Raw genomic sequence first — 14,777 nt, 5'->3', positions numbered from 1 at the left:
CGGCGAGACCATCGCCAAGATGTCGGAGATCTCCTCGAAGATTGCTGCGGCAGTTGAACAGCAAGGCGCTGCTACGCAGGAAATCTCCCGCAACGTGCAGCAGGCTGCGCAAGGTACCCAGCAGGTGTCGTCGAACATCGTCGAGGTACAGCACGGCGTCACCGAGACCGGCTCGGCGTCGAGCCAAGTGCTGTCGGCCGCCCAAGGGCTGTCTCGCGACAGCGAGCGGCTGCGCAGCGAGGTCGCGAAGTTTCTCAGCACGGTACGCGCCGCCTGACACGGCACGCATCCTCGCGGCTGAGCCGAGCCAACCAATCACCACCGGCGCCCGCGTGGCGCCGGTTCTGTTTTCAGAGCCAGCCCAAGAGCGCGGCTGGCGGTACTCGGGGATCAGTGCCGCGAGGCGAGCGCCGCGGCGATGCGGCCCTGGATGACGACGCCGAGCCAGATCACCAAGGTCGACAGGCCGGCCGCAACCACTACCAATAGGTCGGTCTCGCTCATCGGATCAGTCCTCCGCAAGGACGGGGGTAGTAGCCCAAACGGCTGCTACGATCGGCGGCGTCGCATCCGCGGCGCCGCAACTCTTGCGCGATTATTGCTGCGCGGCGCGGGCCGGCTTTGATGCCGGTCAACCGCGGCGGCGGCAGGCATTCCAGCGCTCACAGCCACCGCACCAGAACGGTGAGATTGACCGCGCAGGCCCCCAGCAACGCCAGGGTGAGGCCGAACGGAGCGCTATCGATGCGGGTTTTCAGGATCGTCGTCATGTTGGAACCCGATGTCATGACCGGACCATCGGGTGATTCTAGCCTTGGAGTCCCAAGCGATATTTTTCGCCGGATTTAACCCTCGTTAACCTTCGATTCCCGACTCCCGGCGTCCTTCCGGCTGACGCAAAAAGGCCGGCGCTGAGGCCGGCCTTGAAGCTGCGATTCGTGAGGCGGGATCGATACTTAGCGGATCGCCGATCAGTATTTGGCGACCGCCGGTCCACCCCAGCCGAAGCGGTAATTGATACCGGCCTTGACGGTGTGCTCGTCGTTGCGGAACGAGGTGCCGACCACGTCCGCCGGGCCACCGGTGAAGGTGGTATCGCCGAACTTGTAGTACTGGTACTCGACCTTGGCCGACCAGCTCGGCGCGAACATGTATTCGAGGCCGGCGCCGACCGTGTAGCCGTCGTTGCGGCTGCCGCTGGTGGTGTAGCCGGACGGCACGCCGCCGAGCGCGGCGACGCTGAGATCGCTGTCGCGCCAGGCGTAACCGCCCTTGGCGTAAACCAGCGTCGGGCCCCAGGCGTAACCGAGTCGGCCAGTGACCGAGCCGAGGCCGCGGGTGTCTTCGGTCGCGGTGCTGCCACCCGGGAAGATCACGCCGGTGTTGTTCGACGACATCCAGCTATACTGGGCTTCGATACCGATCACCCAGTTGGTGGCGAACTGATAGTCCGCACCGCCCTGGACACCGCCGAAGAAGCGGCCGGAGTTGCCGGTGATGTTGTTATCGCCGGCCCAGGCGCCGCCGACGTGGCCGCCGACATAGAAGCCGGTCCAGTTGTAAACCACCTCGGGCGCCGTATAGGCGGGCGCGGCCTTGGTGTAGGGCCGCGGCGGCAGGTCGGCGGCAAAGGCGGGAGCGGAGAGCGCGATCACCGCCGCTGCGCCGAGCAGAGTGTTCTTCATCGTCTTCATCGTCGTCCCTCTTTCGATGCGTTCCGATGTGCTCAAAACAGCATGGCAATCGTTTGGTTGCCCGGTGGCGACGGCGTAGCAATCATTCAGCAGGACTGTGACGACGCCGCAACACTCGGGAACCCGTCCCTGCCAAGCCGGCATCAGATTAGTCGCGGCAGATTGCGATCCGGTCGGGATCAGCGCGACAATTTTTCCAGTTCGGAAAACGGCGCATAAACGACGCCGGTGCACAGCTCGCCGGCATGCTGCGCGACCCGGTCGAGCCGGCCGTCGACATGCACGATCGCCATGTCCTGCAGCGTGCCGCCGCGCGGGGTGAAGCGCAGGCACGACACCCAGCGCACCCGGCCGTCGACCGGCCGCTGCACCGGCTCGGCCATTGCGGCATCGCGCAGGCCCGAGGGGTTGTTGAGATAGGTCCGCAGGAAGGCCGGGATCTCGCTGCGATAGTTCACCGGAAACGGCTGCGGCGGATCGGTATCGAACGACATCGAGCCGCCGATCGCGCAGGCACCGAGCAGCGCCGCGAGCGGCAGCGCCAAAGCAGCGCGCAGCGGGCGCAGGAAGGTCGGCAATGGGATCGCGAGACGGCGCATGCCTCATGCAATAGCGTGCCGGGCGGCGAAATCAATCGCCCGCCGCGCCGCGAGGGGAAGCGCGGCACGGCGGGCGTTGGGACGGCTGAGGATCAGCCGCGCTTCGGCGCGATGTGGCGGATCGACGCCTTGGACAGATGCTGCTTGGCGACCGGCTGCTTCATCGCCTGGTGCTTGGCGTGATGCTTGGAGGCGTGGTGCTTGCCGACGTGGCGCTGGGCGTGATGTTTGCCGGCCTGCTTCTGCACCGGGGCAGCCTGCGCGGTCTTGCCGGCCGGCGCGGTCTGGGTGGTGGCCGGCGCGGCCGGGGTCTTGTCGGCGGAGGCGGCGAGCGCCGGGGCGGCCAGCATCGAAACGGCGACGAGCGCGGCGGACAGGGTCTTGATCATGGTGGGTCTCCTTGAACAGTCGGTTCGAAATTCGCTTGATCCGAACGCGGGGCCGGAGCGGCCGGGTGCTCGATCACGGTGCCGACCCTAGATCCGCGGCACTGAACCGCACCTGACGGCCGCCGATGGCTTCCGTTCATCAGCATTAATTTTTGGTCATGCACGCTGGCGCAGCGCCGAAGCCGACAGGCGCCCTCACCTGCTCGCCTCGACACCCCCGGGCAGGTCGTATAGACCGGCGACGGTGAGAGGCGGCCGGCACCACGATGGCCTGTCAGCCGTCCGCCGCCGTCAGAGGCCGCCTTCGATGAGCACGTCCGCGCGGCAAGACCGCACCGCTTCTTCCCGTCCCGTTTCGCCGCGCATCGCGACCGACCGCATCGCCTTCGTCGCCTCGACCAGCGCCGAGGCGCAGGCCGCGCTGGCGCAGCTGGTGCATCTCTATGGCAATGCCGAGCCGCACGAGGCCGACGTCGTGGTCGCGCTCGGCGGTGACGGCTTGATGCTGCAGACGCTGCATCAGCAAATGCGCAGCGGCAAACCGATCTACGGCATGCATCGCGGCACCGTCGGCTTCCTGATGAACGAGTATTCGACGGTGGACTTGCGCGCCCGCCTCGCCGCCGCGCGCGAGACCGTGATCCATCCGCTCTTGATGCGCGCCACCGACATCTACGGCGAGGTGCACATCCATCATGCCATCAACGAGGTGTCGCTGTTTCGCCAGAGCCATCAGGCGGCGCGGCTGCGCATCAGCATCGACGAGCGCGAGCGGATGAGCGAGCTAGTCGCCGACGGCATCATGGTCGCGACCCCGGCGGGCTCTACCGCCTACAATTTGTCGGCGCAGGGCCCGATCCTGCCGATGAACGCCCAACTGCTGGCGCTGACTCCGATCTCACCGTTCCGCCCGCGCCGCTGGCGCGGCGCGCTCTTGCCCGACACCGCCTACGTGGTGATCGACGTGCTCGAAGTCGACAAGCGCCCAGTCGCCGCCGTCGCCGACCACGACGAAGCCCGCGACGTCCGCCGCGTCGAAGTGATCTCCGACAAGACCATCGCGATGCGGATGCTGTTCGATCCGGGGCACAGCCTGGAAGAGCGGATCTTGAGCGAGCAGTTTGGGTATTGAGGGACAGCACGACATCGTGGTGGCCCGCCTGCCAACCAACGCCAAATCTCAGATTATTTGCGTCAGCGCAGCGGGCATGCCACCGCCGTAACTTTTGCTACCTCGCCAACAGATTAATCCAATGCCAGCTCTGAGGATTACTCGGTAGCCCCTCGAAGGGTGCCATTTCGTTGGTGAGGCGACACGATCAACGCATGCCTCAGCGAAATCTACAAACTGCTTCCATGATCGCAGCTTTCGCCGAGACCAATCTACCCTTCAAAAGAGACACAAGATTCCTAACGCGAAACGGCCAGCTAGACTTCCGGTAAATGGAAGAAGGGCCATAGATTTCAGCCCGCTTGCGGCGATAGAGGGCCGGATCAGCCTCCTCCAACGCCTTCAATTCCAGCAACACGCTTTGGTCTCTGTATGGCTGGGGAACATAGAACCTAGCGATAAAAAGAAGCCCGAAAATCATCACCAGCCCGACATAGCAAAGAACGAAGTTTGACCAAATCCCGAGAGTCGGATTCCGGTAAATATCCAAGACAAAGACTACATTCACAGCGCAAGAAAAAACAAAAATTGCGATGAATATCATCGCGGCAACGATCAAAATAACAACGAATAATGCCGTATTAAGCCGAGTAGGAAACATCCAATCTTCATACAATCGTGAAGCATAGAACTTGATACTGAACGACGTGGGATTGGCAATCTTGCCAAAATTGGCAAACGATTCATCCGTCGAAAGCTCAGTCAATCTTTCCAAGATCGTTAGTGTCGTCTCCTTTGAAATCATCAGCGTCCACGTCGCCAAAGCGACGGTTGCATAGAACGCAATCAAGATCTCTTTCACACCAACGGCTTGCTTCAACGTTACTCCAAAGAGTGAGATAGACGCTTCGTTTCCCAAAAATCCTACCACCTGAAACGCAGTCATGGCGATTTGCAGGACCAACAACTTTATCGTCCACTCTTCCAATTGCTTTGCTTGCGCACTCAGTTGAGCAACGTATTCTGAATCAAAATATGTTTCTCCGCCCTCAGAGGCATACGCGCGATCGAGGTCACGCCGGATACGACTCTTGTAAGATAGCCATGTTATTGGAAATCTGACCGGTCTGTCTTTATCGAGATCAATAGCCATTCTGAACAAATCACTTCGGCGCAGAATTCAATAGACTTCGCAGCGCAGCTTCTTCGAGAAGACAGCACTTTACCCTCGTTGCTGCCGGACGACAATTCGAGCAAACCGATTGATGATCCAACGTTAGACAATCCGATGGCCCAGGCATGTGGCAAGAGGCTCCGCGGTGCGGCTTCTGTTGCCGGCGTGGGACGGTCGCGCCCCTGAGATAACCTTCCTCACACCGACCGCGTCAGACCCCCATCCACCCGGATGTTCTGCCCCGTGATGTAGGCGGCGCCGTCGGAAGCCAAGAAAGCGATGGTGGCGGCGATTTCGGCGCTGGTGCCGTAGCGCTTCATCGGCACGGTGTCGCGGCGCTGTTCGGTGGCCGGCAGGCTGTCGATCCACCCCGGCAGCACGTTGTTCATCCGGACGTTGTCGGCGGCGTATTGGTCGGCGAAGATCTTGGTGTAGGCGGCGAGCCCGGCCCGCGCCACCGCCGAGGTCGGAAACATCGCGCTCGGCTCGAACGCCCAGGCGGTCGAGATGTTGATGATGGCGCCGGCCTTCTGCTGCTGCATGATCGGCGCCACCAGCCGCGTGGCGCGGACGACGTTGAGGAAATAGACGTCGAGCCCCTGATGCCATTGCTCGTCGGTGATCTCGAGGATCGGCGCGCGCGGGCCGTGGCCGGCGCTGTTGACCAGCACGTCGATGCGGCCCCACTGCGCCATCGCCTGATCGACCAGGCGCTTCAGATCGTCGTTCGACTGGTTCGACCCGGTGACGCCGAAGCCGCCGAGCTCGCGCGCCAGCGCTTCGCCCTTGCCCGACGACGACAGCACTGCGACGCGGAAGCCGTCCGCGGCCAGCCGGCGCGCCGCCGCAGCTCCCATGCCGCTACCGCCCGCGGTGATCAGGGCTACTTTGTCGACTGCCATGCTTGCCTCCATCTGCTGCTGCGGGCCGGCACCGGCCTGCCCGGCGCGTGATAGCAGCAACGGCGGGCCGTGCGAACGGCGGCGCGGCGCGGTGCGATCACAAAGCAATCAGAGACGAAGGATGTAGGCTCTACGATGCGACGGGGCGCATGGCCATGCCGTACGCGACGAGAGATTTCGGGTTCGCGCGCATTGCGCGCGCCCCGGAATGACTGGGGGAGAGGCTTTCCCGCGTCTTGTGAAAGACGTCGGACGGGCGATCAGCCCTTCTTGCTGCGCACCGGCACCGGTTGCGGGACTAGCTCGGTCAGGGTGGTCAGGGCGGAGACGGTGCTACGCAGGCGGTTGATGCGGCGGGTGTAGTTGAACATCAGTCCGGCGAGGAACGCGCTGCAGATCAGCGTGAACACTGCGAACGCTACGACGTCGTCACCCATGGTCGTCCCTTTCCTTGATGAGCACGGCCGCGGGCCGCGTGGCGCACAGGCCGGCTGGGACAGCCGGCTGCGTCGCTGCATGAACGATACATGATGCTAGGCGCCGGAGTCATAATCATGAATGACCGGGAACAACCGATCGTCGCTCCAATGCGTCTGTCGTGTGCGATGGATAATCGCTGATTAAATGTTCTGTTGTGCAGTGCAGCGCAACGAGGGCGCGCATGGCAAGCGTGACGCACTGCTAAGCGGCGCGAGCGACGTGCACCGCGGCGACCTCTATCAGCAAGCGGGATGTCGGGAAGCGATCGTGCCGCGGACGGTCCGGCCGGTGCGGGGCGTGATCGCATCGAAGCTACTCGTGATAGAACGGTCCGTGCGGCTCGGTCAGCGAGTGGTCCCACGGCATCGCGCGGTGGGTCACGGTCTCGCAGGTCGAGCATTTGTATTCGCGCACCTGATAGCCCTGCACCAGCGGCCGATTGCCGATCAGCTCCAGCGGAAGGTTGCAGGTCGGGCAATGCGGGGTGGTCGTGGTCATGCGCGCCATCCGAATCAGTACACTCCCTAGTCGGCACGATTTCGGGTTCCACCGCCACTGCGATCTCGCGCCGCCGGATTCGCCAAAGGTGCGATATCCGGTCGCAGCCCAAAGTCGCCCCCTCGCCGTGCGCCTGCCCGTCGTCCGGCCCCTCAACCCTTCCTTAACGACGCGCCGCTATCGTTAACGCAACGTTTATCGGCGCACAGCGCTCCCGGGCCGGGCCATGTATCGGATCGACTTCAACAAGCTGCGCTTCCTGATTTGCGACGACAATCCGCACATGCGGCGCATCCTGCGCACGCTGCTGCACTCGTTCGGCACCCGCGAGGTCTATGAGGCCGAAGACGGCGCCACCGCGCTGGAAATGTACAGCCATTATTCGCCCGACATCCTGATCACCGATTGGGAAATGCCGATCTTCGACGGGCTGGAGCTGGCGCAGATGATCCGGCAGCCGGAAGCCAAGGGCAATCCATACGCGCCGATCATCATGCTGACCGCGCACTCGGAAAAGCGCCGCGTCACGCTGGCGCGCGATGCCGGCGTCACCGAATTCCTCGCCAAGCCGATCTCGTCGAAGGGCCTGTATCAGCGCATCCTCAACGTGGTGGCGAGCCCGCGCCCGTTCATCCGCACCCGCAATTACTTCGGCCCCGACCGCCGCCGCAACACCACCGCCGGCTATATCGGCCCGGAGCGGCGCCACGGCGGCGAAGCGGACATAATCCAGCAGCCGTCGCTGCTCGATAAGGCCCGGGTCAACACCTAGCAGGCGTTTCGACAGCCATGAGCAAGCCACGCCCCGGCGACATTCAGGTCGCGACCTTCCCGACCCATCAGGTGATCACCCAGGCCAACCCGCTGCGCCGCGCGATGCGGCGGCTGGCGGAGGACGCCCCGGCCGAGACCGCCGACGATCCGGTGGCGCGCGCCGAAGCCGCGCTGGCCTCGCTGTCCGGCGAGTTCGGCGACTGGATGGCCGAGGAATGCCAGCGGCTCGCCGCCGCCCATGCCGATTTGGTGCGTGACGGCGTCACCAAGGACAGCCGCGCCGCGCTGTTTCGCGCCGCCCACGACATCAAGGGCGACGCCGCCACCTTCGGCTTTCCGGCCGCGGCCGCGACCGCCGCCAGCCTGTGCCGGATCATCGAGCACGCGCCCGATCTCGCCAAAGTGCCGGCCGAACTGATCGCCAACCACGTCGCCGCGATCCAGGCGATCGTCCGCGAAGGCGCCGGCGGCCAGAAGTCCGAGGTGCAACGCGCGCTAAACCGCAAGCTCCGAGGTGTCGCCGACGACTACCTCGCCGCCGTCAACCGCGATCGCCCCGAACACCTCGAAGCCATCCTCGCCCCGAGCATCGCGCCGGAGGAGTAGTTCGCCGATGGTTTGTCATTCCGGGGCGCCGCGTAGCGGCGAACCCGGCGACTGTCTCATGTGTCAAGGGTGTTACCTTGATATGGCGTGTCGGCTTTGACGAGTGCGTTGGCTGTGACGAGCAGTTTTCGGGCGATTGCGATGAGCGCGACCTTTCCGGGTTTTCCTTGCAGGCGAAGGGCGTTGTAGTCGTCGCGGAGCTTGGGGTGGTGGCGGGCGGCGACCATGGCGGCCATGTAGAGGGCGGCGCGAACGCAAGGACGTCCGCCGGCGATGGCGGCGCGAGGCGGCGCTGCGCCGGATTGGCTGACGTGCGGCGCGAGCCCTGCGAGGCTGGCGATGGCCTTGCGATCGCGCTGGCCGAGTTCGGGTAGGTCGGTGATGAGGAGCGTAGCCACCCGTTCGCCGATGCCGGGGATCGATTTGAGGATGTGAAGGACGCGGCGGAGTTCGGCGTCGTCGCCGATGCGCCTGGCGAGTTCGGCCTCGATGGCTTGGCACTGCGCCGACAACGCAGCGATCGCGGCCCGATGACTATCGAGCAGGAGCGTGCCGCGGACCTGCTTCATCCGGGTCTTCTCCATCGCGATCATCTCGGTGAGCTGGCGGCGTCGCAGCGACAACGCCTTCAGCTCGAGTTGGGTGTCGGTCGGCAGGGGGCGCAGGGTCTCGGGCATAGTGAGAGCGGAGCGCGCAATCAGCCGCGCGTCCAGCCTGTCGGTCTTGGCGCGGCCGCCTTCGGCCTCGCGGAACGCCTTGATCCGGCGCGGATTGACGATGCCGACTTCGAAGCCGGCGACCGAAAGCGCTCTGACCAGCGGTTCGGCATAGGGACCGATCGCCTCCAGAACCACCCGCCTGACGCCGGAGCGTTCGAGGCGGGCGATGATCTGGGCGATGCCCTCGGCCAGATTAGGCATCCGGAAGGTCTGGCCCGACGGAGCCAGCGCGACATCGAGAAAACGTTGGCCGGCATCGACGCCGGCCGCAACCGCAAGCGGCACTGCAATCGTCATGGGATCGGTCCTGTATGCGGGCGATCACCGCAACGGCAATGCCCGTGCGACTGTTCGATCAAGCAACACCGACAGAGGCGCCCGCACCGGGTTACGGCGAGATGATCGGCCGGGAATCCACCGAGCGGCCTCCGTCGTGCTGACTATGCACCAGCACATCGCAGATACAGGAATCCAGAGGTTGTGACGGCGCCGAGCTCTCACCAGCGCGAGATTCCAGGTTCGCTTGCTACGCAAGCGCCCCGGAATGAATCATCGTTGGCTTGCAGGGCTGTGCTACGCCGCGACCGGTGCGTAGCGCCAGCTGGATTCTTCGGCGATCACTTCGTCGCGCAGCGCGGCGGCTTCTTCGCGGGCGAATTCGGTGGCGAAGCGGCGCAGCAGGATCAGCAGCGGACCGGCCGCATCCGGATCGGTCTCGCACTGGGTCAAAACCCGCTCGACCATGCGGCGGCGCAGCCGTGCGGCGCTGGATTCATTGGCGACGAAGCCGATCTCACGCTCGGCGGCGAGCGCGGCGCGGAACGCCGGAAACACGGTTTCCGGCAGCCCGGCGCGGCCAAGCAGCGCGTTGAGCGAAGCGCGGCCGCCGTCGGCGAGCAGCGCCGCAACCCGCGCCGGCGGGGTGCCGGAGAGTTCGGCGAGCGCGTGTTCGACCAGCAGGAGATTGCCGGATAGCAGCGCGCGCAGGATCAGTCCCGCAGTCAGCGTGCGGGTCTCGCACAGATGCCGCATCAACGCCGCCATGTCGGCGCCGCGGGCGCGCGACGCGATCGTGATGGTGGAGCGATCCATCGCCTCGCCGGTCGCGCGCGCGGCGCGGTCGGCGCTGAGCCAGCCGCGCGCCACCACGAATTGCTGCAAGGTGTCGGACAGCTTCGCCACCAGCGCCAGCCGCGTCGCCGCCGGCAGATCGGGCAGCGCCAGCATCGACTCGCGGATCGCCGCGAGATGGCCGTGACGCTCGACGATGCGGTCCCAGGAGAACGGCGCCAGCTCGGCGTGCGGGTTTTCGATCAGCTCCAGCGCCGCGGCGGGTGAGCCGACCTCGGCGATTGCCGCGCACACCGCGGCGGGCAGTGGGAAACGCCGCGCCACCGCGCATTGCACGGCGTTGTCGCCGGTGGCGACGATGTCGACCAGATCGGCGTCGAGCAGTAGCGGCGAGAACTCCAGCACCGGCAGAGCCACCGAGGCCTGATCGGCGGCGAGCGCGCGCACGATCGTCGGCGGGGCGTCGGGATGGGATGCGAACACTTCGGCGATCGCCTGCCGCACTTGGGCAGCGGGATCATCCAGCATCAGCAGCAGCGCGCCTTCGGCGGCGATACGGTCGTCGATCGTGAGATCGGAAATCAGCCAGGCGCGGGCGAGAGCGCGGGTGGCTTCGGCGCGTTCGCCGGCCGGTGCGTGACGGATCCAACTGATGAACTGCCGAACAATCATGACACTTCCGGCCGACGCAACTTCACCTCACGCCTGTTCGGCGCCTCTCATAAACGATCAATAAACCATGCCCCTTAACAAAGGGTTCACCATAACCGGCTGAGTTCGTTGACGTTTCGTTAAGGCTCCACCGCGGGGCGGAAACTTGCCCAGCCACAGACGTCCGCGTGCCACCACGAAGTTGCAGCCGCTCCGCGAACGAATAGCTCCGCACCGCGATGCCTCGTCGTCTCCGAACTCCACACGCTGCAGCTCGCGAAGCCGCGGAAGGCGCCAGACTGCCCACAATCTCGACAGTGTATGATTACAGATTGATCGCTCATCCTGCCGATTTGAATATGCAGTTTTGCACATTGCGTTGCACAATTCGTCATTTTCATCCCGCCGCCGTCAGCGATGATGAGCGTACTAACTAACGACTTCGACCTGATCAGCAGGAGAGCGCCGTGCAAACAGCCATCTCGAAAGCCACCACGGCAAGGTTGCGGCGGGCGACCGAACTCGCTGTCGGCCCGCTGCTGCTGTTCGGCATCTGGTGGCTCGCCGCGCGTGGCGGCTGGGTCAACAAGGATCTGCTGCCCTCCCCGGTCGACACCCTTCGCGACACCGCTGCTGCGATCTGGTCCGGCAGCATGACCAAGGATTTCTGGCACACCATGGTCCGCGTCGCTTACTCGATCGCGATTGCGATCGTCGCGGGCGTACCGGTCGGCATCGTGCTCGGTGCCAAGGCAGCGGTGTATCGCTCGGTCGAATTCATCGTCGACTTCTTCCGCTCGACGCCGGCGACAGCGATGTTTCCGCTGTTTCTGCTGCTGTTCGGGCTCGGCGATCTCGCCAAGATCGCGGTGGCGGCATTCGCGGCGTGGCTGGTGATCGTGTTCAATGTCGCCTACGGCGTGATGAATGCGCGGCAGACCCGCATCCTCGCCGCGCGTTCGATGGGCGCATCCTCGCTGCGGATCTTCCGCGACGTCATCTTCTTCGAGACCCTGCCGCAGACCTTCATCGGACTCCGCACGGCGGTGTCGCTGGCGTTGGTGGTGATCATCGTCGCCGAGATGTTCATCGGCGCCACCGACGGCATGGGCCACCGCATCATCGATGCGCAGATCTCCTACTCGCTCACCGACATGTACGGCTCGATCCTGATCGCCGGCGCGATGGGCTACGGCCTCAATCTGATCCTGCTGTTTATCGAGCGCTCGATCATCCACTGGTCGGGCAAATGATCCGCACCGCTGCCCTCGTTCACAAGGAGACGACGATGTCCAAATCATTCCTGCTGGCCGCCACGCTGACGGCTGCGCTCTCCACCGTCGGCGGCGCGCACGCGGCCTGCGACAAGATGGACAAGGTCACTGCGGCCTGGCTGCCGATCATGCAGACCACCGCCTACTACGTCGCGCTCGATCAGAAGCTGTTCGAGAAGGCCTGCATCGAGATCGACTCCGCCAAGATGGAATCGCCGAACCAGATCATCGACGCGCTGATCGCCGGCCGCGCCGATTTCGGTCCGCCCGGCGCTGCCGCCGGCATCGCGATGATCGCGGAGTCGAAATTTCCCGGCAAGCTGAAGATCTTCGGGCTGCAGGGCGGCGGCATCAAGGTCGACCGCATCAATGACGGGCTGATCGTCAAGCCGGACAGCACCATCAAGAGCTTCGCCGATCTCAAGGGCAAGACGCTCGGCCACGTGCCCGGCATCCAATGGCGGACGATCTCCCGCCACATGGTGAAAGCGGCGGGCCTCGATCCGGACAAGGACGTCAAGCTGGTCGATCTCGCGGTCGCGATGCAGGTGCCGGCGGTGGTCGGCGGCACGGCCGATGCCACGCTGTCGCTGGAGCCGGTCGGCTCGATCGCGGTCGCCTCCGGCAAGGCCAAGCGCGCGATGACCAATCCGGTCGCCAGCGTGATCGCCGATCCGTTCTACTCCGGCGCCTCGGTGATGACGACCAAGTTCATGACCGAGCGCCCCGACGTCGCCCGCCGCGTCGTTGCGGTGATCGACCAGGCCACCGACCTCGTCAACGCCGACTTCAACAAATACAAAGCGGTTCTGCCGGCCTACACGCCGATCAAGGCCGATCAGCTCGATCTGGTGGCGCAGCCTTACTTGCGCGGCTTCAAGGATCTCAACGACACAGATGTCAAATCCTATCAGGCGCTGGTCGACGTATTCGTTGCCGAAGGCGTGGTGCCGGGGCCGATCAACGTTCGCGAGAAGCTGCTCACCAAGGCGGATCTCGGCGAATGAGCCCAAGCAGCGTCCTCCAATTGCGGCCGGAGCCGATGACCGAAACTGCACCGACGCCCCCCGCCGCGAAGCCCGGTCGGCAGGTGAAGATGACGATCCGCGGCCTGCGCAAGACGTTCAACGACGCCGTCATCTACGACGGCTTCGACCTGGACTTGCCGCTCGGCCAGTTCATCTCGGTGTTCGGTCCCAACGGCTGCGGCAAGAGCACGCTGATCAACATGATCTCGGGCTTGATGCCGATGGACGCCGGCGAGGTGCTTTACGACGGCCAGCGCATCAGCGAGACGCGAATCTCCTACGTGTTCCAGAACTATCGCGAAGCGCTGTTTCCCTGGCTGAAGGCGATCGACAACATCCACTACCCGCTCAAGGTGATGGGCGTACCGCGCGCCGAGCGCAAGCGGCGGATCGAGAAGCTGCTGGCCGAGTTTGAGATCCGCATCGATCTCAATGCCTATCCCTACACGCTATCGGGCGGGCAGCAGCAGACGGTGTCGATCCTGCGTGCATTGGTGACCGAGCCGGAGGTGTTGTTTCTCGACGAACCGTTCTCGGCGCTCGACTACGAGATGACGATGTCGATGCGCGAGCAGCTGCAGAAGATCTTCATGAAGACGAAGACCACGATGCTGCTGGTGTCGCACGACCTCGACGAGGCGATCGAGCAAGCCGACAAGCTGGTGCTGTTGACGCGGCGCCCGACCAAGGTCGCCGAGATCGTCGAGATCGGTCTGCCGTGGCCGCGCGACCGTGCCGTCACCACCGGCGATGCGTTCATGACGCTCAAGCGTCACTGCCTCGATCGCTTCTGGCAGGAAGTGAAGAAATGACGGGCGCCGGCTGAGCCGGGCCTGAGAGATCCGAACCATCCCTACAATCTGGAGACTGACATGACGAAGCGCCGGTTTCGCGCCGCTGCGGTGCAGACACTCGCCAAGTTGGGCGATTTCGATTTCAACATCGCGCTCGCGACAGCTTACGTCGAGGACGCCGTCCGGCAGGGTGCCGAACTGATCGTGTTCCCGGAATGCATGGACACCGGCTATCTGTTCGACTCGCCCGAGCATTGCCGCGAACTGGCCGAGACGCTGACCGATGGCCCGTTCGTCAAGGCGCTGGCGGCGCTGAGCCGCAAGCACGGCGTCTATATCGCCAGCGGCATCACCGAATGGGATCCGGCCAAAGAGAAGATCTTCAACACCGGCATCATGTTCGACCGCAAGGGCGAGGTCGCCTGCCACTATCACAAGCAATTCCTCGCCACTCACGATCAGAACTGGTTCGCGTTCGGCGAGCGCGGCTGCCCGGTGGTCGATACCGACCTCGGCAAGATCGGCCTCCTGATCTGCTTCGACGGCCGCATCCCCGAGATCTTCCGCGCCATGACGATGCAGGGCGCCGAAGTGATCGTCGACATGGCGAACTTCTTCGCGATGGACCAGGCCGACATGTGGGGCCCGGCGCGCTCTTATGAAAACGGCGTTTGGCTGGTGGCCGCCACCAAGGCCGGTTATGAGCGCTCGATCTACTATCCGGGCGGCAGCATGATCGTCGATCCGAAGGGCCGCGTGCTCTCCAAGGTGCCGTACGACACCCACGGCCTATCGATCGCCACGATCGATCTCGACGCCGCTGCCGACAAGTCGATCTACACCGCCAACGACAAGATCGCCGATCGCCGCCCCGAGACCTACGGCATCATGGCGCTGCCCTATGAGAAGACCCCGGTCTATGGCGCTGCCGATCGTCCGCTGATCCCGTCGAAATCCGTGACCAAGGTGGCGGCGGTGCAGATGCACGTGACGCCCGAGTGCAACGTCGCGGA

At 64.4% G+C, this 14,777-nt stretch carries 17 protein-coding genes and 1 pseudogene; 8 read left to right on the top strand and 10 right to left on the bottom strand.

The genetic code is table 11. The features are described from left to right. Positions 1-277, top strand: a pseudogene (locus DYI24_RS08955) (methyl-accepting chemotaxis protein); the annotation flags it as partial. Positions 278-390: 113 nt separating this feature from the next. Here DYI24_RS08955 and DYI24_RS08950 read toward each other — a convergent pair. The 4 genes from DYI24_RS08950 to DYI24_RS08935 all read right to left on the bottom strand — a co-directional run bounded on the left by DYI24_RS08950 (position 391) and on the right by DYI24_RS08935 (position 2,682). Beyond that, on the bottom strand, positions 391-504 hold the full coding sequence (locus tag DYI24_RS08950) for a sodium:solute symporter (RefSeq protein WP_107356214.1): 114 nt from the start codon (positions 502-504) through the stop codon (positions 391-393). Between the two features lie 467 nt (positions 505-971). Further along, positions 972-1,685 carry an outer membrane protein gene (locus DYI24_RS08945; protein WP_199851837.1) on the bottom strand — a complete coding sequence of 238 codons (714 nt, stop codon included), beginning with the start codon at positions 1,683-1,685 and terminating at the stop codon, positions 972-974. 188 nt (positions 1,686-1,873) lie between these two features. Further along, positions 1,874-2,293: a hypothetical protein gene (locus DYI24_RS08940; RefSeq protein ID WP_164572036.1), complete on the bottom strand. Its 420-nt coding sequence runs from the start codon at positions 2,291-2,293 to the stop codon at positions 1,874-1,876. 92 nt (positions 2,294-2,385) lie between these two features. Then, on the bottom strand, positions 2,386-2,682 hold the full coding sequence (locus DYI24_RS08935) for a His-rich protein BRANT (protein ID WP_107345173.1): 297 nt from the start codon (positions 2,680-2,682) through the stop codon (positions 2,386-2,388). 307 nt (positions 2,683-2,989) lie between these two features. On the opposite strand from DYI24_RS08935, the gene DYI24_RS08930 reads away from it, so the two are divergent. After that, positions 2,990-3,814, top strand: coding sequence for an NAD kinase (locus DYI24_RS08930; protein ID WP_205523444.1), 825 nt, complete (start codon positions 2,990-2,992; stop codon positions 3,812-3,814). A gap of 199 nt (positions 3,815-4,013) precedes the next feature. On the opposite strand, the gene DYI24_RS08925 is transcribed toward DYI24_RS08930, so the two are convergent. The 4 genes from DYI24_RS08925 to DYI24_RS08915 all read right to left on the bottom strand — a co-directional run bounded on the left by DYI24_RS08925 (position 4,014) and on the right by DYI24_RS08915 (position 6,847). Continuing rightward, entirely contained in the window at positions 4,014-4,946 is a 933-nt protein-coding gene (locus DYI24_RS08925) for a hypothetical protein (protein ID WP_164572035.1), read from the bottom strand. 218 nt (positions 4,947-5,164) lie between these two features. Beyond that, the gene (locus tag DYI24_RS08920) at positions 5,165-5,869 is read right to left on the bottom strand and encodes an SDR family oxidoreductase (RefSeq protein ID WP_164572034.1); all 705 of its coding nucleotides are present in this window, start codon (positions 5,867-5,869) and stop codon (positions 5,165-5,167) included. Between the two features lie 260 nt (positions 5,870-6,129). Continuing rightward, positions 6,130-6,306 (bottom strand): hypothetical protein, encoded by a 177-nt coding sequence (locus DYI24_RS28030; RefSeq protein WP_011158920.1) that lies wholly within the window; start codon positions 6,304-6,306, stop codon positions 6,130-6,132. Between the two features lie 355 nt (positions 6,307-6,661). Next, positions 6,662-6,847 carry a hypothetical protein gene (locus tag DYI24_RS08915; RefSeq protein WP_234822247.1) on the bottom strand — a complete coding sequence of 62 codons (186 nt, stop codon included), beginning with the start codon at positions 6,845-6,847 and terminating at the stop codon, positions 6,662-6,664. Positions 6,848-7,073: 226 nt separating this feature from the next. On the opposite strand from DYI24_RS08915, the gene DYI24_RS08910 reads away from it, so the two are divergent. After that, the gene (locus DYI24_RS08910) at positions 7,074-7,619 is read left to right on the top strand and encodes a response regulator (RefSeq protein WP_011158922.1); all 546 of its coding nucleotides are present in this window, start codon (positions 7,074-7,076) and stop codon (positions 7,617-7,619) included. A gap of 17 nt (positions 7,620-7,636) precedes the next feature. After that, entirely contained in the window at positions 7,637-8,227 is a 591-nt protein-coding gene (locus tag DYI24_RS08905; protein ID WP_164572033.1) for an Hpt domain-containing protein, read from the top strand. A gap of 56 nt (positions 8,228-8,283) precedes the next feature. On the opposite strand, the gene DYI24_RS08900 is transcribed toward DYI24_RS08905, so the two are convergent. After that, the gene (locus tag DYI24_RS08900; protein ID WP_164572032.1) at positions 8,284-9,243 is read right to left on the bottom strand and encodes an IS110 family RNA-guided transposase; all 960 of its coding nucleotides are present in this window, start codon (positions 9,241-9,243) and stop codon (positions 8,284-8,286) included. Positions 9,244-9,519: 276 nt separating this feature from the next. Beyond that, the gene (locus DYI24_RS08895; protein WP_164572031.1) at positions 9,520-10,689 is read right to left on the bottom strand and encodes a DUF2336 domain-containing protein; all 1,170 of its coding nucleotides are present in this window, start codon (positions 10,687-10,689) and stop codon (positions 9,520-9,522) included. 446 nt (positions 10,690-11,135) lie between these two features. Between DYI24_RS08895 and DYI24_RS08890 the strand changes: the two genes are divergently transcribed. The 4 genes from DYI24_RS08890 to DYI24_RS08875 form a co-directional block, all read left to right on the top strand. Then, entirely contained in the window at positions 11,136-11,921 is a 786-nt protein-coding gene (locus tag DYI24_RS08890) for an ABC transporter permease (RefSeq protein ID WP_107345181.1), read from the top strand. Between the two features lie 35 nt (positions 11,922-11,956). Further along, positions 11,957-12,949, top strand: coding sequence for an ABC transporter substrate-binding protein (locus DYI24_RS08885; RefSeq protein ID WP_164572030.1), 993 nt, complete (start codon positions 11,957-11,959; stop codon positions 12,947-12,949). A 35-nt stretch (positions 12,950-12,984) separates the two neighbouring features. Next, positions 12,985-13,782: an ABC transporter ATP-binding protein gene (locus tag DYI24_RS08880; protein ID WP_246701201.1), complete on the top strand. Its 798-nt coding sequence runs from the start codon at positions 12,985-12,987 to the stop codon at positions 13,780-13,782. A gap of 60 nt (positions 13,783-13,842) precedes the next feature. Then, a partial coding sequence (locus DYI24_RS08875) for a carbon-nitrogen hydrolase family protein (RefSeq protein ID WP_164572028.1) occupies positions 13,843-14,777 on the top strand: 935 nt, incomplete at its 3' end.

The organism is Rhodopseudomonas sp. BR0C11, assembly GCF_010820945.1.
In the GTDB taxonomy this organism is placed as follows: Bacteria; Pseudomonadota; Alphaproteobacteria; order Rhizobiales; family Xanthobacteraceae; genus Rhodopseudomonas; species Rhodopseudomonas palustris_H.
The sequence above is the reverse complement of the archived record's forward strand: the minus strand, read 5'-3'. Positions and strand labels throughout refer to the sequence as shown.

Excerpts from the sequence above, each read along its gene's own strand:
- DYI24_RS08900 (WP_164572032.1), bottom strand. The coding sequence starts at position 9,243 with ATGACGATTGCAGTGCCGCTTGCGGTTGCGGCCGGCGTCGATGCCGGC.
- DYI24_RS08940 (WP_164572036.1), bottom strand. The coding sequence starts at position 2,293 with ATGCGCCGTCTCGCGATCCCATTGCCGACCTTCCTGCGCCCGCTGCGC.
- DYI24_RS08885 (WP_164572030.1), top strand. The coding sequence starts at position 11,957 with ATGTCCAAATCATTCCTGCTGGCCGCCACGCTGACGGCTGCGCTCTCC.
- DYI24_RS08910 (WP_011158922.1), top strand. The coding sequence starts at position 7,074 with ATGTATCGGATCGACTTCAACAAGCTGCGCTTCCTGATTTGCGACGAC.
- DYI24_RS08945 (WP_199851837.1), bottom strand. The coding sequence starts at position 1,685 with ATGAAGAACACTCTGCTCGGCGCAGCGGCGGTGATCGCGCTCTCCGCT.
- DYI24_RS08925 (WP_164572035.1), bottom strand. The coding sequence starts at position 4,946 with ATGGCTATTGATCTCGATAAAGACAGACCGGTCAGATTTCCAATAACA.
- DYI24_RS08880 (WP_246701201.1), top strand. The coding sequence starts at position 12,985 with ATGACCGAAACTGCACCGACGCCCCCCGCCGCGAAGCCCGGTCGGCAG.
- DYI24_RS08895 (WP_164572031.1), bottom strand. The coding sequence starts at position 10,689 with ATGATTGTTCGGCAGTTCATCAGTTGGATCCGTCACGCACCGGCCGGC.
- DYI24_RS08950 (WP_107356214.1), bottom strand. The coding sequence starts at position 504 with ATGAGCGAGACCGACCTATTGGTAGTGGTTGCGGCCGGCCTGTCGACC.
- DYI24_RS28030 (WP_011158920.1), bottom strand. The coding sequence starts at position 6,306 with ATGGGTGACGACGTCGTAGCGTTCGCAGTGTTCACGCTGATCTGCAGC.
- DYI24_RS08935 (WP_107345173.1), bottom strand. The coding sequence starts at position 2,682 with ATGATCAAGACCCTGTCCGCCGCGCTCGTCGCCGTTTCGATGCTGGCC.
- DYI24_RS08905 (WP_164572033.1), top strand. The coding sequence starts at position 7,637 with ATGAGCAAGCCACGCCCCGGCGACATTCAGGTCGCGACCTTCCCGACC.
- DYI24_RS08915 (WP_234822247.1), bottom strand. The coding sequence starts at position 6,847 with ATGACCACGACCACCCCGCATTGCCCGACCTGCAACCTTCCGCTGGAG.
- DYI24_RS08920 (WP_164572034.1), bottom strand. The coding sequence starts at position 5,869 with ATGGCAGTCGACAAAGTAGCCCTGATCACCGCGGGCGGTAGCGGCATG.
- DYI24_RS08930 (WP_205523444.1), top strand. The coding sequence starts at position 2,990 with ATGAGCACGTCCGCGCGGCAAGACCGCACCGCTTCTTCCCGTCCCGTT.